The 18,862-nt window shown below is 63.2% G+C and carries 19 protein-coding genes; 13 read left to right on the top strand and 6 right to left on the bottom strand.

Annotated features, from left to right (window positions below; genetic code table 11):
- Window positions 1-13 precede the first annotated feature (13 nt).
- On the bottom strand, window positions 14-913 hold the full coding sequence (locus CQ050_RS02970; RefSeq protein WP_105555574.1) for an NAD kinase: 900 nt from the start codon (window positions 911-913) through the stop codon (window positions 14-16).
- A 142-nt stretch (window positions 914-1,055) separates the two neighbouring features.
- Between CQ050_RS02970 and hrcA the strand changes: the two genes are divergently transcribed.
- The 7 genes from hrcA (at window position 1,056) to dnaJ (ending at window position 7,809) form a co-directional block, all read left to right on the top strand.
- Window positions 1,056-2,060, top strand: a complete 1,005-nt coding sequence (gene hrcA / locus CQ050_RS02965) for a heat-inducible transcriptional repressor HrcA (RefSeq protein ID WP_006223542.1) — start codon at window positions 1,056-1,058, stop codon at window positions 2,058-2,060.
- A gap of 45 nt (window positions 2,061-2,105) precedes the next feature.
- Complete coding sequence (gene hemH / locus CQ050_RS02960; protein WP_105555320.1) at window positions 2,106-3,230, top strand: ferrochelatase; 1,125 nt, start codon at window positions 2,106-2,108, stop codon at window positions 3,228-3,230.
- Entirely contained in the window at window positions 3,220-3,456 is a 237-nt protein-coding gene (locus CQ050_RS02955; RefSeq protein WP_105555319.1) for a hypothetical protein, read from the top strand. Before hemH ends, CQ050_RS02955 begins: the two co-directional genes overlap by 11 nt.
- 124 nt (window positions 3,457-3,580) lie before the next feature.
- The gene (grpE, locus tag CQ050_RS02950) at window positions 3,581-4,138 is read left to right on the top strand and encodes a nucleotide exchange factor GrpE (protein WP_105555318.1); all 558 of its coding nucleotides are present in this window, start codon (window positions 3,581-3,583) and stop codon (window positions 4,136-4,138) included.
- A 17-nt stretch (window positions 4,139-4,155) separates the two neighbouring features.
- A complete protein-coding gene (locus CQ050_RS02945; RefSeq protein WP_105555317.1) occupies window positions 4,156-4,560 on the top strand; it encodes a thioredoxin family protein in 405 nt (134 codons plus the stop codon).
- 80 nt (window positions 4,561-4,640) lie between these two features.
- Window positions 4,641-6,566, top strand: coding sequence for a molecular chaperone DnaK (dnaK, locus tag CQ050_RS02940; RefSeq protein WP_105555316.1), 1,926 nt, complete (start codon window positions 4,641-4,643; stop codon window positions 6,564-6,566).
- A gap of 109 nt (window positions 6,567-6,675) precedes the next feature.
- Entirely contained in the window at window positions 6,676-7,809 is a 1,134-nt protein-coding gene (gene dnaJ / locus CQ050_RS02935) for a molecular chaperone DnaJ (protein WP_105555315.1), read from the top strand.
- Window positions 7,810-8,231: 422 nt separating this feature from the next.
- Here the strand turns inward: dnaJ and CQ050_RS02930 are convergent, their stop codons facing one another.
- Both CQ050_RS02930 and CQ050_RS02925 read right to left on the bottom strand, forming a co-directional pair.
- Window positions 8,232-8,621 (bottom strand): DUF4148 domain-containing protein, encoded by a 390-nt coding sequence (locus CQ050_RS02930; protein ID WP_105555314.1) that lies wholly within the window; start codon window positions 8,619-8,621, stop codon window positions 8,232-8,234.
- Window positions 8,622-8,907: 286 nt separating this feature from the next.
- Window positions 8,908-11,664 carry a pitrilysin family protein gene (locus tag CQ050_RS02925; protein WP_105555573.1) on the bottom strand — a complete coding sequence of 919 codons (2,757 nt, stop codon included), beginning with the start codon at window positions 11,662-11,664 and terminating at the stop codon, window positions 8,908-8,910.
- Window positions 11,665-11,771: 107 nt separating this feature from the next.
- Here CQ050_RS02925 and CQ050_RS02920 point away from each other — a divergent pair, with 107 nt between their 5' ends.
- The 3 genes from CQ050_RS02920 (at window position 11,772) to CQ050_RS02910 (ending at window position 13,718) form a co-directional block, all read left to right on the top strand.
- Window positions 11,772-12,371: a GNAT family N-acetyltransferase gene (locus CQ050_RS02920; RefSeq protein ID WP_105555313.1), complete on the top strand. Its 600-nt coding sequence runs from the start codon at window positions 11,772-11,774 to the stop codon at window positions 12,369-12,371.
- A gap of 248 nt (window positions 12,372-12,619) precedes the next feature.
- Window positions 12,620-12,997, top strand: coding sequence for a hypothetical protein (locus CQ050_RS02915; protein ID WP_105555572.1), 378 nt, complete (start codon window positions 12,620-12,622; stop codon window positions 12,995-12,997).
- Between the two features lie 163 nt (window positions 12,998-13,160).
- Window positions 13,161-13,718: a GNAT family N-acetyltransferase gene (locus CQ050_RS02910; RefSeq protein WP_105555312.1), complete on the top strand. Its 558-nt coding sequence runs from the start codon at window positions 13,161-13,163 to the stop codon at window positions 13,716-13,718.
- Window positions 13,719-13,840: 122 nt separating this feature from the next.
- Here CQ050_RS02910 and CQ050_RS02905 read toward each other — a convergent pair whose 3' ends face one another.
- Together CQ050_RS02905 and CQ050_RS02900 are read right to left on the bottom strand one after the other, a co-directional pair.
- Complete coding sequence (locus tag CQ050_RS02905; RefSeq protein WP_105555311.1) at window positions 13,841-15,013, bottom strand: VWA domain-containing protein; 1,173 nt, start codon at window positions 15,011-15,013, stop codon at window positions 13,841-13,843.
- A 25-nt stretch (window positions 15,014-15,038) separates the two neighbouring features.
- Complete coding sequence (locus CQ050_RS02900; protein ID WP_105555310.1) at window positions 15,039-15,920, bottom strand: MoxR family ATPase; 882 nt, start codon at window positions 15,918-15,920, stop codon at window positions 15,039-15,041.
- 178 nt (window positions 15,921-16,098) lie between these two features.
- On the opposite strand from CQ050_RS02900, the gene CQ050_RS02895 reads away from it, so the two are divergent.
- Both CQ050_RS02895 and CQ050_RS02890 read left to right on the top strand, forming a co-directional pair.
- Window positions 16,099-16,452: a cytochrome c gene (locus CQ050_RS02895; protein ID WP_006217806.1), complete on the top strand. Its 354-nt coding sequence runs from the start codon at window positions 16,099-16,101 to the stop codon at window positions 16,450-16,452.
- An 11-nt stretch (window positions 16,453-16,463) separates the two neighbouring features.
- Window positions 16,464-16,826 carry a cytochrome c gene (locus CQ050_RS02890; RefSeq protein WP_105555309.1) on the top strand — a complete coding sequence of 121 codons (363 nt, stop codon included), beginning with the start codon at window positions 16,464-16,466 and terminating at the stop codon, window positions 16,824-16,826.
- A gap of 73 nt (window positions 16,827-16,899) precedes the next feature.
- Here the strand turns inward: CQ050_RS02890 and CQ050_RS02885 are convergent, their stop codons facing one another.
- The gene (locus CQ050_RS02885) at window positions 16,900-17,325 is read right to left on the bottom strand and encodes a DUF1841 family protein (protein WP_006223558.1); all 426 of its coding nucleotides are present in this window, start codon (window positions 17,323-17,325) and stop codon (window positions 16,900-16,902) included.
- 250 nt (window positions 17,326-17,575) lie between these two features.
- Here CQ050_RS02885 and icd point away from each other — a divergent pair, with 250 nt between their 5' ends.
- Window positions 17,576-18,832 (top strand): NADP-dependent isocitrate dehydrogenase, encoded by a 1,257-nt coding sequence (gene icd / locus CQ050_RS02880; RefSeq protein ID WP_050447222.1) that lies wholly within the window; start codon window positions 17,576-17,578, stop codon window positions 18,830-18,832.
- The last annotated feature ends 30 nt before the right edge of the window (window positions 18,833-18,862 follow it).

Below are 18,862 nucleotides of genomic sequence, written 5' to 3'. Positions count from 1 at the left end.
GTCGGGGCGCTTACTACTCTACGTTGTCGGTGGCTTGGGGCATCAGGTTCCAGTGCAGCTTGCGGCGCAGGGTGGAAAAGAAGCTGTACCCCTCGGGATGCACGAAGCGGATGGTGTGGGGCGCGCGTTGCACGACGATGCGGTCGCCGGGTTGCAGGTCCGACCACGTCTGCATGTCGAAATGCACGCTGGCGCCAACTTCCACGCGGCCCATCGCCGTCAGTGTCATGTTCAGCACGCCGGTGTCGGGAATCACGATGGGGCGGTTCGACAGCGTTTGCGGCGCCACGGGCACCAGCACCATGGCGTTCATGCCGGGGTGCAGGATGGGACCGTTCGCGGACAGCGCGTACGCGGTGGAACCCGTGGGCGTGGCGATGATCAGGCCATCGGCGCGTTGCGTGTACATGAACGCGCCGTCCAGCTCGACGCGCACCTCGATCATGCCGCCGCGTCCGGCGCGGTTCAGCACGACGTCGTTCAAGGCCGACGCGGAATACATTTTTTGGTCGCCGCGCCACACGCTGCCTTCCAGCAGCATGCGCTCTTCGATCTGGAAGCTGCCTTCGAGCACGCGTGCCAATGCGCCATGCGCGTCCTGCAGCGGGATGTCGGTGATGAAGCCCAATCGGCCGTGGTTGATGCCGACCAGCGGCACGCCGAAAGGCGCCAGATGCCGGCCCGCGCCCAGCACGGTGCCGTCGCCACCCATCACGACGGCCAGCGACGCGCGCTTGCCGATTTCTTCGAGCGTCGCGACGGGATACTCGGTCAAGCCGGTGTTGCGGGCGGTATCGGCGTCGATGAGCACGTGCCGGCCCGCTTGCGTCAGCGCGTGCGCAAGCGCTCTCAGCGGGGTGTCCAGGCCGGTGTCCTGGTATCTGCCGATCAGGGCGACGGTAGGAAAGTGCATGGATGCGTGCTTATCGAAAAAGGGCAAAACCAGGATGCCGGAACCCGCCGGGGCGGGCTGATTTGCCGATTATATGGGGCCGCATATCGGCGTGCAGGACAAAAATCGCCTTAATCGGAAAAGATTCCCTAAAATACCTGTTATGGATGACCGCGCACGCGCACTACTGAAAGCGTTGATAGAACGCTACATCGCCGATGGGCAGCCCGTCGGCTCGCGGACGCTATCGAAAGTCTTCGACTTGTCCCCGGCCACGATCCGCAATGTCATGGCGGACCTGGAAGAGCTGGGGCTGATCCATAGCCCGCATACGTCCGCCGGCCGTGTCCCCACGCCGCGGGGTTACCGCATGTTCGTCGATTCCTTGCTGGCCGTGCAGTCCTATCAGCTGCAGCCGCACAATATGGGCGAAATGCTGTCGGCTGCGGAACCCACCCGCGCCGTCAATGCGGCGGCTGCGCTGCTGTCGAACCTGACGCAGTTCGCGGGGGTGGTGCTGACCCCCAAGCGCGCCCAGGTGTTCCGCCAGATCGAATTCATCCGTCTGTCCGACAAGCGGGTGCTGCTGATCATCGTCACGCCCGATGGCGACGTCCAGAACCGGATCCTGTTCGTGCAGCGCGATTATGTCGAAGCCGAATTGCTGGAAGCCGGCAATTTCTTCAACATGCATTTTGCCGGCAAGTCCTTCAATGCCGTGCGGCAGACCCTGTCCACCGAACTTGCCCAACTGCGCGAAGATATCTCGCGCCTGATGCAGGCGGCGGTGGAAGCCAGCGCGGAGGCGGCCGAAGACGGCGACGCCATGATTATTTCCGGCGAGCGCAAGCTGTTGGACGTGACGGACATCGCGTCCGATATGGACCGGCTGCGCAAGATGTTCTCGCTGTTCGAAAAAAAGACCGATCTGCTGCAATTGCTGGATGTGTCCAGCCGCGCACAGGGGGTGCAGATCTACATCGGCGGCGACTCGCAGCTTGTGCCGATGGAAGAGGTCTCGGTCATTACCGCGCCGTACGGCGTGGATGGCAAGGTGGTGGGCACGCTGGGCGTGATCGGCCCCACCCGCATGGCTTACGAGCGCGTCATTCCCATCGTGGACATCACGGCGCGCCTGTTGTCCAACGCGCTCAGCCACAACCAGTAGTTCCATTCAAAGCTACATCCTCCTCGCGGAGGAAGGGGAGTCTTCGTGTTTCTTCGCCTGTTCAAGTACTTGTGGCCTGAACGCTATCTGCCGGAAACCGAGCAGGACGACCCCTTCAACGAAGACCCTCCGCCGCGCGGCCCGGGCAAGGTTGGCGTGCTGCTGGTGAACCTGGGCACGCCCGATACCCCGGACAAGGCGGGCATCAAGAAATACCTGGGCGAATTCCTGTCCGACCCCCGCGTGATCGAAATTCCCCGCTACCTGTGGAAGCCCATCCTGCATGGGCTGGTGCTGACCATGCGTCCCAAGAAGCTGGCGCCGCGCTATGCCGGGGTGTGGCTGAAAGAGGGCTCGCCCCTGATGGTCTATAGCCAGCGGCAGGCCGACGGCGTGCGCGCGGCGTTGCAGGCGGCGGGCATTGATGCCGTGGTGGAATTGGGCATGCGCTATGGCAATCCGTCGATTCCCGATGCGATCACGCGCCTGCGCGCTGCGGGCTGCGAGCGCATCCTGACCGTGCCGTTGTATCCGCAATATGCCGCCAGCACGACGGCCACGGTGGTCGACGCGGTGACCCGGCACGCCGGGCGCCTGCGAGACCAGCCCGAACTGCGCTTCACCAAGCGCTTTCACGAAGACCCGGCGTGGCTGGACCCGTTGGCCGCGCGGATCGAGTCCTTCTGGCGTGAACACGGCAAGCCGCAGAAGCTGGTGATGAGCTTTCACGGCCTGCCGCGCTACTCGATCGAGCTGGGCGACCCCTATTATCGCGACTGCATGGACTCCGCGCGCCTGTTGTCGCAACGCCTTTCCCTGCCGCGCGAACAGATCGAAGTGACCTTCCAGAGCCGCTTCGGCACCGCCCGCTGGCTGGAGCCCTACACCGAACCCACGCTCAAGGCGCTGGCGGCCTCGGGGGTGACCGAGGTGGATGTGGTGTGCCCGGGATTTGTGGCAGACTGTCTGGAAACCCTGGAAGAGATCAGCCTGGAATGCCGCGACGCGTTTGTCGAGGCAGGCGGCAAGCAATTCCGCTACATCCCTGCACTGAACGACGATCCCGCCTGGATCGCCGGCCTGGCCGGCATAGTGGAACGAAACTTGCAGGGCTGGCCGCTGACATCCCGGGCCACCACGGACTTGAAGGAGAAGGCGCATGCACCATGATCCCAAGAGCGGCAAGGTCGTGAAAAAGGGGACGGTTACCACCCCGGTTGACGAAGATCAGGTCGAGCACGACCTGGACGAAGCGCTGGCCGAGACCTTTCCCGCCAGCGATCCCATCGCGGTCCGGCCGGAGCCGGACGAAGACGACGCCCGGGTCGATCGCGCATTGAAAGAGAGTTTCCCCGCCAGCGACCCGGTCGCGCCGGCCCAACCCCACAAGAAGTAAGCGGGTGCTCCGCCCGGGCGTCCGGGCGGGCGCCGTCAGGGAATATTTCGCTATCCCGGGCTTGAAATAGGGGTATTGGCCCCCATTCATGTCTGCGAAAGCCATTCTTTTTGGAGGATTCCCCATGACGGCACCCCACGAGCCTGTTGATCAGACGCCCGAAGTCGGCCAGAACGCCGACGCGGCCCCCGCCGCCCAGGACGCCGCGCAGGCCGAGCTGGACGAGTTGCGCGCCCAGCTGGACGCGGCCCAGGCCACCGTCAATGAACAGCACGACCAGCTTCTGCGCGTGCAGGCCGAAGCCGAGAACGTGCGCCGCCGCGCTCAGGAAGAAGTGTCCAAAGCGCGCAAATTCGGCATCGAGTCGTTCGCTGAAAGCCTGGTTCCGGTCAAGGACAGCCTGGAAGCCGCCTTGGCCCAGCCCGACCAGACCGTCGAAACGTTGCGTGAAGGCGTCGAAGTCACCCTGAAGCAACTGGCCGCGGCCTTTGAGCGCAATCTGCTCAAGGAAATCGCGCCGGCCCAGGGCGACAAGTTCGACCCGCACCTGCATCAAGCCATTTCGTCGATCCCCAACGCACAGCCCGCCAACACCGTGCTGCAGCTGCTGCAAAAAGGCTACGCCATCGCCGACCGTACTCTGCGCCCGGCGCTGGTGGTGGTGTCCGCGGGCCAAGGCTGATTGCGGCCCAGCGCGCCATGACCGACCCTCGTTTCGATCCGGCTCAGGTCTTCCAGGTGTACGGCATGCGTCATGTCGACTCTGGCGGATTCGATGCGGCCGTGGTCCTGGCGCCGGGGTCGGACCTGCGTTGCGTGTTTTTGTGGGGCCAGGATTGCTATAACTGCAATCTTTTCAAGCAGGCGGCGTTGCTGCACCAGGAAACGTTGCTAGGCCTGGGCCTGACCTGGTTCGAGGCCGATGTCTATGCGGACGAGCCCCTGGGCCGTCGCTTTTCCCTGCATGGCGTCCCCACTTTTGTATTGTTCCGGGCTGGAAAGCGGCTTGGACGTATCACCGGCTGGCCCGGATTGCCCCAGTTCACGGCGGCCATCCAGCGGTTACAGGACCCGGGTGCGGAAAATTCCGGCCAGGCGTCTTGAAAAACCCTGCGAGTAGCCCCAGTTATGTGGGGACAAGAAGTTTCCCTCTATTTTCATAGATTTAATTCAAGGTACCCACCATGAGCAAGATTATTGGCATTGACCTGGGCACGACCAACAGCTGCGTGGCTGTCATGGACGGCGGGCAGGTCAAAATCATTGAAAACGCGGAAGGTGCTCGCACCACCCCCTCGATCGTCGCCTACATGGACGACGGCGAGACCCTGGTCGGCGCTCCCGCCAAGCGCCAGGCCGTGACCAACCCGCGCAACACCCTGTATGCGGTGAAGCGCCTGATCGGTCGCAAGTTTGAAGAAAAAGCGGTGCAAAAGGACATCAACCTGATGCCCTACACCATTGCCCGCGCCGACAACGGCGACGCCTGGGTGGAAGTGCGCGGCAAGAAGATGGCGCCTCCCCAAGTGTCGGCCGACGTGCTGCGCAAGATGAAGAAGACCGCCGAGGACTACCTGGGCGAAGAAGTGACCGAGGCCGTCATCACCGTGCCCGCCTACTTCAACGACAGCCAGCGCCAGGCCACCAAGGACGCCGGCCGCATCGCCGGCCTGGAAGTCAAGCGCATCATCAACGAGCCCACCGCGGCCGCGTTGGCGTTCGGCCTGGACAAGACCGAAAAGGGCGACCGCAAGATCGCCGTTTATGACCTGGGCGGTGGCACGTTCGACGTGTCCATCATCGAAATCGCCGACGTTGACGGTGAAAAGCAGTTCGAAGTGCTGTCGACCAACGGCGACACCTTCCTGGGCGGCGAAGACTTCGACCAGCGCATCATTGACTACATCATCGCCGAGTTCAAGAAAGAGCAAGGCGTCGATCTGTCCAAGGACGTGCTGGCGCTGCAACGCCTGAAGGAAGCCGCTGAAAAGGCCAAGATCGAACTGTCGTCCGCTCAGCAGACCGAAATCAACCTGCCGTACATCACGGCGGATGCCTCGGGTCCGAAGCACTTGAACCTGAAGATCACGCGCGCCAAGCTGGAAGCGCTGGTCGAAGAACTGATCGAACGCACGATCGAGCCGTGCCGCGTGGCCATCAAGGACGCCGGCGTGAAGGTTTCCGACATCGATGACGTGATCCTGGTCGGCGGCATGACCCGCATGCCCAAGGTCCAGGAAAAGGTGAAGGAATTCTTCGGCAAGGATCCGCGCAAGGACGTGAACCCCGATGAAGCCGTCGCCGCTGGCGCCGCCATCCAAGGTTCCGTGCTGTCGGGCGACCGCAAGGACGTGCTGCTGCTGGACGTGACGCCGCTGTCGCTGGGTATCGAAACCCTGGGCGGCGTGATGACGAAGATGATCCAGAAGAACACGACGATCCCGACCCGGTTCTCGCAGACCTTCTCGACCGCCGACGACAACCAGCCGGCCGTGACGATCAAGGTGTTCCAGGGCGAACGCGAAATTGCCGCGGGCAACAAGGCGCTGGGCGAGTTCAACCTTGAAGGGATCCCGCCGTCGCCGCGTGGCATGCCGCAGATCGAAGTCACGTTCGACATCGACGCCAACGGCATCCTGCATGTGTCCGCGAAGGACAAGGGCACCGGCAAGGAAAACAAGATCACCATCAAGGCCAATTCGGGTCTGTCGGAAGACGAGATCCAGCGCATGGTCAAGGATGCCGAGGCCAACGCCGAGGAAGACCACCGCGTTGCCGAACTCGCGCAGTCGCGCAACCAGGCCGACGCGCTGGTGCACGCCACCCGCAAGTCGTTGACCGAGTATGGCGACAAGCTTGAAGCGGCTGAGAAGGAAAGCATCGAAGCCGCCATCAAGGACCTGGAAGACACCTTGAAGGATGGCGACAAGGCCGCGATCGACGCCAAGGCGGAAGCCCTGTCGACCGCCTCGCAGAAGCTGGGCGAGAAGATGTACGCCGACATGCAGGCGCAACAAGCCGCCGGCCAGCAGCAAGCGGCCGACAACGCGAAGCCGGTGGACGACAACGTCGTCGACGCCGACTTCAAGGAAGTCAAGCGCGACCAATAATGGCCGGGCACTGACCAGCCTCTGCCGCCCGGTAGCCGGAGAAATCCGCCTACCGGGCGTACTCATTCTGTAGCACTGAAAAGATGGCTCGTTTTTGAGCCCACGGATCATGGCAAAACGCGACTATTACGAAGTCCTGGGCGTAGCGAAAAACGCCGCGGACGACGAACTCAAGAAGGCCTATCGAAAGCTGGCCATGAAGTACCACCCGGACCGCAATCCGGACAGCAAAGAAGCCGAAGAGAAGTTCAAGGAAGCCAAGGAAGCCTACGAGGTCCTGGGTGACGAACAGAAGCGCGCCGCGTATGACCGCTATGGCCATGCGGGCGTCGATCCGAACTCCGCCGGCATGGGGGGAGCGGGCATGGGCGGCGGCTTCGCCGACGCCTTTGGCGATATCTTTGGCGAAATTTTCGGCGGTGCCGGCGGCGGTGGCCGTCGCGGCGGCGGCCCGCAGGTGTACCGCGGCGCCGACCTGAAGTACGCGCTGGAAATCACGTTGGAACAGGCCGCGGCCGGCTTCGATACCGAAATCCGCGTGCCCAGCTGGGAAAACTGCGATACCTGCCACGGCTCTGGCGCCAAGGCCGGCACTTCGCCCAAGACCTGCCGCACCTGCGGCGGTTCGGGCGCCGTGCGCATGCAGCAAGGTTTCTTCAGCGTGCAGCAGACTTGCCCCACTTGCCACGGCAACGGCAAGGAAATTACCGACCCGTGCCCGTCCTGCGATGGCGTGGGCCGCATCCGCCGCAACAAGACCTTGCAGGTCAAGATTCCGGCCGGCATCGACGACGGCATGCGCATCCGCTCCAGCGGCAATGGCGAGCCGGGCATCAATGGCGGCCCTCCGGGCGACTTGTATGTGGAAATCCACATCAAGCAGCACAAGATCTTCCAGCGCGACGGCGACGATCTGCACTGCGAACTGACCATCCCGTTCACCACGGCGGCATTGGGCGGCGAGCTTCAGGTGCCCACGCTGGGCGGCAAGGCCGAGATCTCGATTCCCGAAGGCACGCAGTCCGGCAAGACCTTCCGCCTGCGCGGCAAGGGCATCCGCGGCGTGCGGGGCAGTTATCCGGGTGATCTGTACTGCCACGTCGTCGTGGAAACGCCGGTTCGCCTGAGCGAAGACCAGAAGAGCATCCTGCGCCAATTCGAGACGTCGCTGAACGACGGGGGCGACCGCCACTCGCCGCAAAGCAAGTCCTGGACGGACCGCGTGAAGGAATTCTTCAGCTAGATCGCGCCAGGCGGCCCTGGCCGCCAACGTTGACCCATGCACCCCGCAGACCGGAACCGCTATCCGGCTGCGGGGTGTTTTCATTGGCGCGGGTCGGCTTCGCAAGCGCCGCCGATAGGGCCGCGTCCCGCAATGAAAAAGGCCGCGGCATTCGCCGCGGCCTCACTGCTACTGCAACTTCTTTACTACGACAGCAACTGCTTTACTGCAACTGCACCTCTTTACTGCAACTGCACCTCTTTACTGCAACTGCAACTTCTACATCGACTTCAGTTTCGACTTCGAACTTCAACAGCAACTTCCAGTACTTCAACAGCAACTTCCAGTACTTCAACAGCTACTACTGCGGTTGCCGCTGTATCCGAAAAAACCGGCCCCAAGCCATGATGCCGCCTGAGGCCGGCCGGGCTACAGCAAGCAGCTCACCGGGTGATCGGCGGATATTCCAGTTCGCCGAACGTGTATTGACCGCTGGCCTTGGCTTGGGCCAATTCCTGCTGGACTTCGGCGCGCGTCTTGACGGCGGCCGGTGCGGCGACGACGGGCGGGTATTCGAGTTCGCCGAACGTGTATTGGCCGCTGATCTTGGCTTGTTGCAATTGGGCTTGCACGTCTTGCGAGCTCAGGCTGGCGGCTTGCGGCAAGGCGGGCGGATAGTCCAGCTCACCGAAGGTGTATTGGCCGGTGGCCTTGGCTTGCTGCAGCTCGGTCGCGACCTGGTCGCGGGTCTTGCCTTGTTCAACGCCGGCGGCTTGGGCGCCGACGCCAACCAGGGCCAGGGATAGCAACAGGGTGGTGGTTAGGGTTTTCATGGTAGACCTCCAATCGTTTTCAAGTGGGGACCGAATCCGGCGGCCCTCCGTCGTGGTTCGTTTCGTTTCCCGATGACTGAATTCTGCGCGTTATCCCACCTGGGATAAACCCGTATTCCCTGAAAACATCTTTCCAAATAACCGAGTAATCGATCGGTTATGCATAAATTTCCCCGTTGGTGGCATGGTTTTGCCGAATCGAAGGCCGGGGCGCGGAAGCGGCGACGTTTCATCATGCAAAAAAAAGCCCCTGCCGAGGCAGGGGCGGATGGGGCGCGCGCAGGCGTCAGGGCGCGGCTTTCTTCTTGAAGTCGCCGGCGACCGCGGTGCTGAAGCCGTCCGCACGCAGGTATTTGCGGAGCGCCGCATTGACCGCGTCGGGCGTCAGCGCCGAGATCTTCTTGTCCATCTCGGCCGACCATTCAAACGTGCGGCCGCGTTGCAGGTAGTCCAGCCACGTGCCCGCCAGGATGTCGTCTTGCGCGCGGGCCAGGTTGCGGTAGTTCAGCAGGGCGTTGATGCCGTCCGAGATTTCCTTCTCTGAGAAACCGTCTTTCAAGACACGGGCAAGCTCTTCGTTGATGGCTTTTTCCAGGCGTTCGCGGTTCTGGGGCGCATAGATGGCGTACATGGTCCAGCTGGCGCTGGGTTCGAACGAGGACACCGACAGCGAGCTGCGCACGTTGTAGGACAGGCCCTCGGTTTCGCGCACGCGATTCCACAGGCGCGAGGTTTCGGACGCGCCGAACAAGTAGTTGGCCAGGTACAGGGACGCGTAATCGGCATCCGTGTCCTGCAACTTCAGCGGCATGCGCGAGATGTAGAACGCGTTGGCCTTGTCGGGCGTGTCGATGTCGAATTGCTTGGCGGGGATGTCGCGGTACGGATTGGCGACCCGGGTATAGGCGGGCGCCTTCTTCCAGCCGGCCAGGCCGGCCTTGATGGCCTTTTCCACGGCTTCCGGCTCGAAGTCACCGACGGCCGAATACTCGATCTTGCCCGCGCCGTAGAACTTGGCGTGGAACTTCACCAGGGCGTCGCGGTTCAGGCCACGCACGCTGGCAAGCGATTCTTCGAACGTGGGCACGTAGCGCAGGTCGTTGGCAGGCCACGGATTATCCTGGCGGGCCAACGCGCGGCCGGCCAGCGCCGAAGGCTCGGTCATGGCGTTCTGGATCGAGGTTTCAAGCTGGCGTTGGTATTCGTCCAGCTGCTCTTTCGGGAAGTTGGCGTTGCGCACGATTTCAAGCGCCAGCGCGGTCAGTTCGGGCAGGTTCTCGCCTTTGGTCGACATGGCGACCTTGAGGGTGGTGCCGCCGCCGCTGAAGCCGAGTTCGGCCTGCAGCTTGTCCAGGCGGTCCTGGATGTCCTGGCGCGACAGCTTCGGCGTGCCACGGGTCAGCAGGTCGGCCACGGCGCTGGAGTTCACGCGCTGGCCGAGCAGGTCTTTTTCGTTGCCGAACTGGATCAGCATCTGGGCCTGCACCCGGTTGCCGCGGGTGGCCTTGGGCAACAGGGCCAACTGGACCGGGCCGTTGGGCAGGTCCAGCTTTTTGCGCTGGGTCAGCTTGTCGATGTTGCCCGGGGTGGGATCAAACGCGGAAGCGGCCTTGAAGTCCGGATCGCCCTTGTAGTCCTTGAATACGGCGGTCAGGTCCTCGCGCTGCAACTGCGGAGCGCGCAGGGGCTTTTCCGTGGGGATATAGCGGCCTTCGATGCGGTTGCTTTGCACCAGGTACGTGACGGCGGCTTGCTGGACTTCGGCCAGCGAGGCCTTGCGGGCGCGATCGCGCTGCAGGAAGAACAGGCGCCAGTCGCCCGCGGCGATGGCTTCGGACAGGGCCACGCCGACTTGCTCGGGATCGCTATAGGTTTGTTCCCATGCCGTCAGCCATTTGCTGCGGGCGCGGTCCAATTCCTGCTGCGTGAACGGCTTTTTGGCCAGCGTTTCCAGGGTGCTGGTCAGGGCCTTCACGGCGGTGTCCAGACTCTTGCCCGGCGGCAATTGCGCGCCGAACATCGCCAGGCCCGGATCGCGGTTTTCCATGGTGAAGCCGAACACGCCAGAGGCCAGCTTGGTGGCGACCAGCGCGTGGTACAGGCGGCCCGACGGCGTGTCGGACAGGATGACGGTGGCCAGGTCCAGCGGGACGAAATCGGGGCTGCCGGCGGCGGGGATGTGGTACATCGCGGCCACCAGCGGGGTGCCGCCGGTGCGGCGCAGCGTCACCGAGCGTTCGCCATCCTGCACCGGTTCGACGGTGTATTCGGGCGGGAGCTTGCGGTCAGGCTTGGGCAGCTTGCCCAGCGTGGCCTCGATGTCGGCCAGCGTGGTCTGCGGGTCGAACTTGCCGGCCACGATCAGCACGGCGTTATCGGGCTGGTAATACTCGTGGTAGAAGGCGCGCAGTTGCCCGATGTCCACGTTTTCCACGTCGGAGCGGGCGCCGATGGTGTTCTTGCCATAGCTGTGCCATTGGTACGCGGCGGCCTGCATCTTCTGCATCAGGATGCGGGATGGGCTGTTTTCGCCGCTTTCCATTTCATTGCGCACCACGGTCATTTCCGAATCCAGGTCTTCCCGGGCGATCAGGGAATTGACCATGGCGTCGGCTTGCCAGCCCAGATACCACTTGAGGGTGTCGGGGTTGGCGGCGAAGCTGGCGAAATAGTTGGTGCGGTCGCTGGAGGTCGAGCCGTTGGCTTGCAGGCCGCGGCGCGAGAACTCGCCCATGGCGTTGCGGGTGGTGGACGTGCCTTTGAACAGCATGTGTTCAAGCAGGTGCGCCATGCCGGTCTGGCCGTAGTTTTCGTTGCGCGAGCCCACCAGGTAGGTCATGTTGACCGTGGTCGAGGGCTTGGACTCATCGGGAACCAGCAGCACTCTCAGGCCATTGGCCAATCGGTATTCGGTGATGCCTTCAATCGAGGCGGCCTCCGAGACGCCGGCCGGAAGGCTGGCGGCCCCGGCCTGGAAGGCCAGGAAGGAGGAAAACAGCAGCACACCCAGCGGGCGCGGCAGCTTCGATAGGGACAGGCGCATGGCAGACAATTCCTTTGGCATGGCAGAATCCGTTGGAGTGTATACGTTGGCAATGGTTCAAGGGCCGCTCCTGCAGCGCCTGCCGCCGTACGGCAAGGAAATCAGATATGTCTTTATCGCTGGAAGTAGAAACGCCGCGCCTGGTGTTGCGGCAATGGCGCGCCGATGACCGCAAGCCGTTTGCCGAGATGAACGCGGACCCGCGCGTCACGGAATTCCTGATGCCGCTCACCGCGCCGGAAAGCGATGCGCTGGCCAGCAGGCTGGCGGCAGGGATCGACGAGCATGGTTGGGGCCTCTGGGCGGTAGAGGCGCCTGGCGTGGCGCCTTTCGTGGGATTCGTGGGCATCAAACCGATGCCGCCGGCGTTGCCGTTCGCCCCGGGCGTCGAGATCGGCTGGCGCCTGGCCTGGCCGTTCTGGGGGCGCGGCTACGCCAGCGAGGCGGCGTGGGCTGCGTTGCGCGTGGGATTCGAGCAGGTTGGGCTGGCGGAGATCGTCGCGTTTACCGCCGTGGGCAACCAGCGGTCGCGGGCGGTGATGGCCCGCCTGGGCATGCGGCAGGACGCCGAGCCTTTCGATCATCCCGCCGTTCCGCAAGGCCATCCGCTGCGTCGGCATGTGCTGTACCGCATGGACCGGGAACAGTGGCGCAGCCATCAAAACGGTGACACAGACCCAGGCGGAACGCCGGTCGCCGCCGCATAATCGCCCGAAAACCGCATCGGCATAGGGTGCTGCGATGCAACATCGTTAGCGCACAAGGCAAATTTGGGTGGCTGGCCGCGCGGGTGTAAGCTTTGACGCATGTAGTAGCTGTTGCCGACGGGATGCGCGACAGCCGTCTACCGGCTTCCCGTCCAACGCCAGACGCCGCCGCGAGCGCGGTGCCGGTGCTTGTCGTTCGCGCCTTCGCTGCCGGCATCCTGCCGGCGCATTTTTCGGAGGAACGACCCATGCTGACCGAGATCGTCACGCGTGCCTTGTCCCAATTGACCGGCAACGCCTTGAGCGGTGACGGGATCAAAGGGCAATTCCAGTACGCCTATGCCAGTGATGACGGCCAATTCGTGGCCATATTGACGCATGACATGACCACCTATGTGGTGGACCTGAGCACTCAACGGTATTTCGCGGAGTGCGGAGGTTCGCCCCGCGGGTTTGCCGGACATGTGCTGGAAATGGAAGGCGCCGCGGCGCGCCACCATCCCTGGCCGGCCGCCAACGACCTGTTTGACCTGGACATGGACGCCGACGAACTGTCGTGGCGCCAGTGTCCCGGCTTGCGTCGCGCGTCCGCCGCCCATCGATCTGTGGAGAGCCGCGCCGCCTGAGAGTGGCCAGAAGCGGCAGCAACTCACTGAACCGGCGAATTCGCCGGTTTTTTTTGGCACCCCGGGGCCGTTTTTCCGCCGGGCCGCCCCAAGGAAAAACAGCCCCCTTGGGGGCAGCGAACCCACGGAGTGGGTGAAGCGTGGGGGCGTACAATCCTTCGTCATGAATTTGACCGCTGACTCCCTCGCGCCAGACGGCGCCATCCTGGTCGACTGTACGCATGAACGTCATGCGGATCAGATACTCGCCATCTTCAACGACGCCATTGCGACGTCTACCGCGCTGTACGACTACAAGCCGCGGCCGCGCGAAGCGATGCTAGGCTGGTTCCAGGCCAAGCAGCAGGGGGGCTTTCCGGTGGTCGGGTTCGAAAACGCGGCGGGCGAACTGATGGCGTTCGCCAGCTATGGCACGTTCCGTGCCTGGCCCGCGTTCAAGTACTCGGTAGAGCACTCGGTCTACGTGGACGGGCGGTTCCGGGGGATGGGCCTGGGCGAGGCCATGATGCGCGTGCTGATTGAACGGGCGCGCGCCAACCAGGTGCACGTGCTGGTCGGCGGCATAGACGCCTCGAACGAGGGCAGCATTCGCCTGCACGAGAAGCTGGGCTTCAAACACTCCGGCACCATCAAGGAAGCCGGCTTCAAGTTCGGACGCTGGCTGGATCTGGCGTTTTATCAGCTGACGCTGGATACGCCCGAACAGCCGGTGGACGGCTGAGGGCTGAAGACTGATTCGATGGCTTGCGCGCGGATCGGGCATGGATCTGGCGCGGACCTGGCGCGGATCTGGCGCGGACCGGGCCCGCGTTCTTGAGCCGCGCCTGCCGCGCTACCCGGTGCCTACTTGGACAGGACGCGCATGGCCTGTTCAAGCCCGGCGACGGTGACCGGGTACATGCGGTCTTGCATGATGTCGCGCATCAGCGCGATGGATTGCCGGTATTGCCAGGAGGCCGTGGGTTCGGGGTTCAGCCAGACCGATTTGGGCCAGGCGTCCAGTAGCCGCCGCATCCATTGCGCGCCGGGTTCCTTGTTGTAGTGTTCGACAGAGCCGCCGGGTTGCAGGATTTCGTAGGGGCTCATGGTGGCGTCGCCAACGATGATCAGGCGCCAGTCCGGGTTGTACTTGCGCAGCACGTCCCAGGTGTCGAAACGTTCGTTCTGGCGCCGGCGGTTGCTTTGCCACAGGCTTTCGTAGGGGCAGTTGTGGAAATAATAGACTTCCAGATTGCGGAATTCGCTGCGCGCCGCCGAGAACAGTTCTTCCACGCGGCCGATGTGGTCGTCCATGCTGCCGCCCACGTCCAGCAACATCAGCACTTTCACGGTGTTGTGGCGTTCGGGCACCATGCGCAGGTCCAGATGGCCGGCGTTGCGCGCGGTGCTGGCGATGGTGTCGTCCAGGTCCAGCTCCAGCTCGGCCCCTTGGCGCGCGAAGCGGCGTAGTCTGCGTAGCGCCACCTTGAAGTTGCGCGTGCCCAGTTCGACCTGATCGTCGTAGTCCTTGAACTGCCGCATGTCCCAGACTTTGACCGCCGAGCGGTTGCCCGCCGAGGCGCCGCCCACGCGGATGCCCTCGGGGTGATAGCCGCCGTTGCCGAACGGCGAGGTGCCGCCGGTGCCGATCCATTTGCTGCCGCCCGCGTGGCGCTCTTTCTGCTCTTCCATGCGTTCCTTGAAGAGCTCCATCAGCTTGTCCCAGCCGTGTTTTTCGATCGCGGCCTTTTCTTCGGGCGACAGGCTCTTCTCGAACTGCTTGATCAGCCAGTCCAGGGGAATCTCTTTGCCGGCTGGCAAGGCGGCTTCGATGCCCTTGTAGTAGGCGCCGAAAGCCTTGTCGAAGCGATCGTAGAGCGACTCGTCCTTGACGAGCGTGGCGCGCGCCAGGAAGTAGAACTCGTCCAGCGTGGGCGCCATCAGGTCCTGGCGCAATGCGTCCACGAGGGTCAGGTATTCCTTGACCGAGACGGGCAGCTTGTGCGCCCGGAGGTGATAGAAGAAATCGATCAGCATGTGCGGGCCGCCAGTCGCTGCAAGATCACCGGCGCTGGCCGCCGCGGGTCATGGCCGCGAGGCGTTCCAGCAGGTGCACGTCTTGCTCGTTTTTCAAGAGCGCGCCGGCCATCAGCGGCACGGCGGTGGCGGTGTGGGCGTCGATCTCGGCGGCGCTGGCGTCTTCGGCCAGCAGCAGGCGCAGCCAGTCCAGCAATTCGGAGGTGGACGGCTTTTTCTTCAGGCCCGGCGCGTCGCGCAGCGCGAAGAACGTGTCCAGCGCGGCACGCAGCACATCCTGCTTCAGGTGCGGGTAGTGCACGGCCACGATGTCGCGCATGGTCTCGCGGTCGGGGAAGCGGATGTAGTGGAAGAAGCAGCGGCGCAGGAAGGCGTCCGGCAGGTCTTTCTCGTTGTTGGACGTGATGATGACGAGCGGGCGGTGGCGCGCGGCGATGGTCTCGCGCGTTTCGTACACATGGAATTCCATGCGGTCCAATTCGCGCAGCAGGTCATTGGGAAATTCAATGTCGGCTTTGTCGATCTCGTCGATCAGCAGCACCACGGGTTCATCGGCCTGGAAGGCCTGCCACAGGGTACCCTGCACGATGTAGTTACGGATGTCGCGGACTTTTTCGTCGCCCAGCTGCGAGTCTCGCAGGCGCGACACCGCATCGTATTCGTACAGGCCCTGATGTGCCTTGGTCGTGGACTTGATGTGCCATTGCAGCAATGGCCGTCCCAGCGCCCGCGCCACTTCTTCCGCCAGCATGGTCTTGCCCGTGCCGGGTTCCCCCTTGATCAGCAGCGGCCGCTGCAGGGTCAGGGCGGCGTTGACGGCCAGCTTCAGGTCATCGGTGGCGACGTAGCTGTCGGTTCCGTTGAAGCGGGCGGGCGAGGTCGAAGAGGCGGATTGGGCTGCGGACATTGTCTGATGGCTTCCGAGGATTGACGGTGATCAATACCATCGTAAGGTATTAATCCTGAGCAATTATCGTACAATCAGGCGGTTTTGCAGTTGGGTTCGACCCGCAACGTGTTTGCAGGGGGCCTTTTCGTGTGATGCAGGCCCTAGTCCTTAAGCCATACCAAGAAGAGCCATTCCAATGAAGTTGCGAACCTCTCTGAAGTGCACGGTTTCCGTGTTGGCCGCGATGGCATCCTGTGCGATCGCCGGCCAGGCTGTTGCTGCTGACGCAGCGCCTGTCGGCAACATCCAGAACGCCCGCGACAAAGTTTCCATGTGCATCGGCTGCCACGGCATCGAAGGCTACAAGGCGACCTTTCCCGAGCTTTATCACGTGCCGATGATTGCTGGCCAGAACGCCAAATACATCGAGACCGCCCTTAACGAGTACAAGAAAGGCGCGCGCAGCCATCCCACGATGGACGCCATTGCCGGCAGCCTGTCCGACCAGGACATCGCCGACCTGGCCGCGTACTACTCGAATCTCAAATAAGGGGCAAAACCATGAACCGCACCATGCTTGCCCTTGCGGGCGCGACCCTGGCCATCGCGGGCACCGCCGCCCAGGCGCAGGATCTGGCGGCCGGGAAGGCCGTTTTCGACAAATTCAATTGCGCGTCCTGCCATGGCGCCGACGCCAAGACGGCGGTGGACCCGGCCTACCCGACGCTGGCCGGCCAGCACGCCGACTACCTGGCTCACGCCCTGAAGGCCTACAAGCGCGGCGCTTCCGGCAGCGCGGCCACGGCCAACGTGCGCAAGAACCCCATCATGGGCGCTTTCGCCACGCAGTTGTCCGACCAGGACATCTCGAACGTGTCGGCCTGGCTGGCGTCCCTGCCCAGCGACCTGGGCGTGCGCAAGTAGGCTCAGCCGGACTCGGCCAACAAAAAACCCTCGGGGCTTTCCGAGGGTTTTTTTCATGGGGCCGGCGGCTTCTTCAGAGGCTGGCGCGGCGGCGGATCAGGTCGATGTACGTGTCGCTGTCCATGGGCGTGCCCAGGCGCTGCGCTTCCCATACCACCTGTCCCAGGCATTCCATGATTTCGTGCGCGGCCTGGTGCGCGTCGGAGCGCGCGGTCAGCTGCTGGTAAGCGCGGCGGATGCCCGGCGGATGGTCGATGGACAATTGCTCGGCGATCGCCAGGTGCATGGACAGATGCAGGAAGGGATTAGTGCGCCCCTTCTCCACGGCGTACTCCATGGTCATGGCATCCGGGCTTTCGAGGTCGCCGTGGTATTCGGGATGCTCGATGATCCAGTCCAGGGCCATGGCCTCAAGCGGCGTCAGCACCTCGTTTGCGCGGTGCTTGCGCCAGGTATCGATAAAGAATTCGCGAACTTGGTCGCGGGAGGGATTGAACATCTGCGAGGGGGCGGAATACGGGGGGAAGACGGGTATTTTACCGCTCGGCCGCTCGCAGGCAAAAAAGCGCGCCTGCGGGGGCTTTTTTTCATTGCTCGGGAAGGGGTGGGGCCCGGCGGGCCCTTTGCGATATAGAATTGATCGGTATCCGCCATCCTGTGTGCGGTTCGCGAGGTCGGTCTCCCCGCGGAATCGGACGCTTTCCGATGCGGCGCGTGCAGAAAAACCACCCGGAGCAAATGGAGCATTCATGTCCTACCAACATATCAAGGTTCCCGCTGGCGGCCAGAAAATCACGGTCAACGCCGATTTCTCGCTGAATGTGCCTGAACAGCCCATCGTTCCCTTCATTGAAGGCGACGGCACGGGCGCAGATATCACCCCCGTCATGATCAAGGTCGTGGACGCGGCCGTGCAGAAAGCCTATGGCGGCAAGCGCAAGATCCACTGGATGGAAGTCTATGCCGGCGAAAAGGCCACCAAGGTCTACGGCCCGGACGTCTGGCTTCCCGATGAAACCCTGGAAGTCGTCAAAGACTACGTGGTGTCCATCAAGGGCCCGCTGACGACCCCGGTCGGCGGCGGCATCCGTTCGCTGAACGTGGCGTTGCGCCAGCAACTGGACCTGTACGTCTGCCTGCGCCCGGTGGCGTACTTCAAGGGCGTGCCGTCCCCGGTGCGTGAACCCGAGAAGACCAACATGGTGATCTTCCGCGAGAACTCGGAAGACATCTATGCCGGTATCGAATACATGGCCGAAAGCGAGCAGGCCAAGGAACTGATCCAGTTCCTGCAGACCAAGCTTGGCGTGAAGAAGATCCGTTTCCCGAACACGTCCTCCATCGGCATCAAGCCGGTGTCGCGCGAAGGCACCGAGCGCCTGGTGCGCAAGGCCGCCCAGTACGTCATCGACAACGACCGCACGTCGCTGACGCTGGTGCACAAGGGCAACATCATGAAATTCACGGAAGGAGGTTTCCGTGATTGGGGCTACGAATTGCTGCAAAAGGAATTCGGCGCCCAACTGATCGACGGCGGCCCGTGGTGCAAGTTCAAGAACCCGAGGACCGGCCGCGAGATCATCGTCAAGGACGTGATCGCCGACGCCTTCCTGCAGCAGATCCTGCTGCGCCCGGCCGAATACGACGTGATCGCGACGCTGAACCTGAACGGCGACTACATTTCCGACGCGCTGGCCGCGCAAGTGGGCGGCATCGGCATCGCGCCGGGCGCCAACCTGTCGGATTCGGTCGCCATGTTCGAAGCCACCCACGGTACGGCGCCCAAGTACGCCGGCAAGGACTACGTGAACCCGGGTTCCGAAATCCTGTCGGCGGAAATGATGCTGCGCCACATGGGCTGGACCGAAGCGGCCGACCTGATCATCTCCAGCATGGAGAAATCCATCCTGTCCAAGAAGGTGACGTACGATTTTGCCCGCCTGCTGGAAGGTGCGACCCAGGTGTCGTGCTCGGGCTTTGGCCAGGTCATGATCGAAAACATGTAAATTCCGTCCGGCTCGGCAAGTCCCGCTGAA

It is taken from the genome of Achromobacter sp. MYb9 (assembly GCF_002975275.1).
Lineage (GTDB): Bacteria > Pseudomonadota > Gammaproteobacteria > Burkholderiales > Burkholderiaceae_B > Achromobacter.
This window is presented reverse-complemented; position numbering and strand designations above follow the sequence as displayed.

Coding starts and splice junctions, on each gene's coding strand:
- dnaK (WP_105555316.1), top strand. CDS start 4,641: ATGAGCAAGATTATTGGCATTGACCTGGGCACGACCAACAGCTGCGTG.
- CQ050_RS02920 (WP_105555313.1), top strand. CDS start 11,772: ATGTCTTTATCGCTGGAAGTAGAAACGCCGCGCCTGGTGTTGCGGCAA.
- CQ050_RS02915 (WP_105555572.1), top strand. CDS start 12,620: ATGCTGACCGAGATCGTCACGCGTGCCTTGTCCCAATTGACCGGCAAC.
- grpE (WP_105555318.1), top strand. CDS start 3,581: ATGACGGCACCCCACGAGCCTGTTGATCAGACGCCCGAAGTCGGCCAG.
- hrcA (WP_006223542.1), top strand. CDS start 1,056: ATGGATGACCGCGCACGCGCACTACTGAAAGCGTTGATAGAACGCTAC.
- icd (WP_050447222.1), top strand. CDS start 17,576: ATGTCCTACCAACATATCAAGGTTCCCGCTGGCGGCCAGAAAATCACG.
- CQ050_RS02900 (WP_105555310.1), bottom strand. CDS start 15,920: ATGTCCGCAGCCCAATCCGCCTCTTCGACCTCGCCCGCCCGCTTCAAC.
- CQ050_RS02905 (WP_105555311.1), bottom strand. CDS start 15,013: ATGCTGATCGATTTCTTCTATCACCTCCGGGCGCACAAGCTGCCCGTC.
- CQ050_RS02890 (WP_105555309.1), top strand. CDS start 16,464: ATGAACCGCACCATGCTTGCCCTTGCGGGCGCGACCCTGGCCATCGCG.
- CQ050_RS02930 (WP_105555314.1), bottom strand. CDS start 8,621: ATGAAAACCCTAACCACCACCCTGTTGCTATCCCTGGCCCTGGTTGGC.
- CQ050_RS02925 (WP_105555573.1), bottom strand. CDS start 11,664: ATGCGCCTGTCCCTATCGAAGCTGCCGCGCCCGCTGGGTGTGCTGCTG.
- dnaJ (WP_105555315.1), top strand. CDS start 6,676: ATGGCAAAACGCGACTATTACGAAGTCCTGGGCGTAGCGAAAAACGCC.
- CQ050_RS02895 (WP_006217806.1), top strand. CDS start 16,099: ATGAAGTTGCGAACCTCTCTGAAGTGCACGGTTTCCGTGTTGGCCGCG.
- CQ050_RS02955 (WP_105555319.1), top strand. CDS start 3,220: ATGCACCATGATCCCAAGAGCGGCAAGGTCGTGAAAAAGGGGACGGTT.
- CQ050_RS02885 (WP_006223558.1), bottom strand. CDS start 17,325: ATGTTCAATCCCTCCCGCGACCAAGTTCGCGAATTCTTTATCGATACC.
- CQ050_RS02910 (WP_105555312.1), top strand. CDS start 13,161: ATGAATTTGACCGCTGACTCCCTCGCGCCAGACGGCGCCATCCTGGTC.
- CQ050_RS02945 (WP_105555317.1), top strand. CDS start 4,156: ATGACCGACCCTCGTTTCGATCCGGCTCAGGTCTTCCAGGTGTACGGC.
- CQ050_RS02970 (WP_105555574.1), bottom strand. CDS start 913: ATGCACTTTCCTACCGTCGCCCTGATCGGCAGATACCAGGACACCGGC.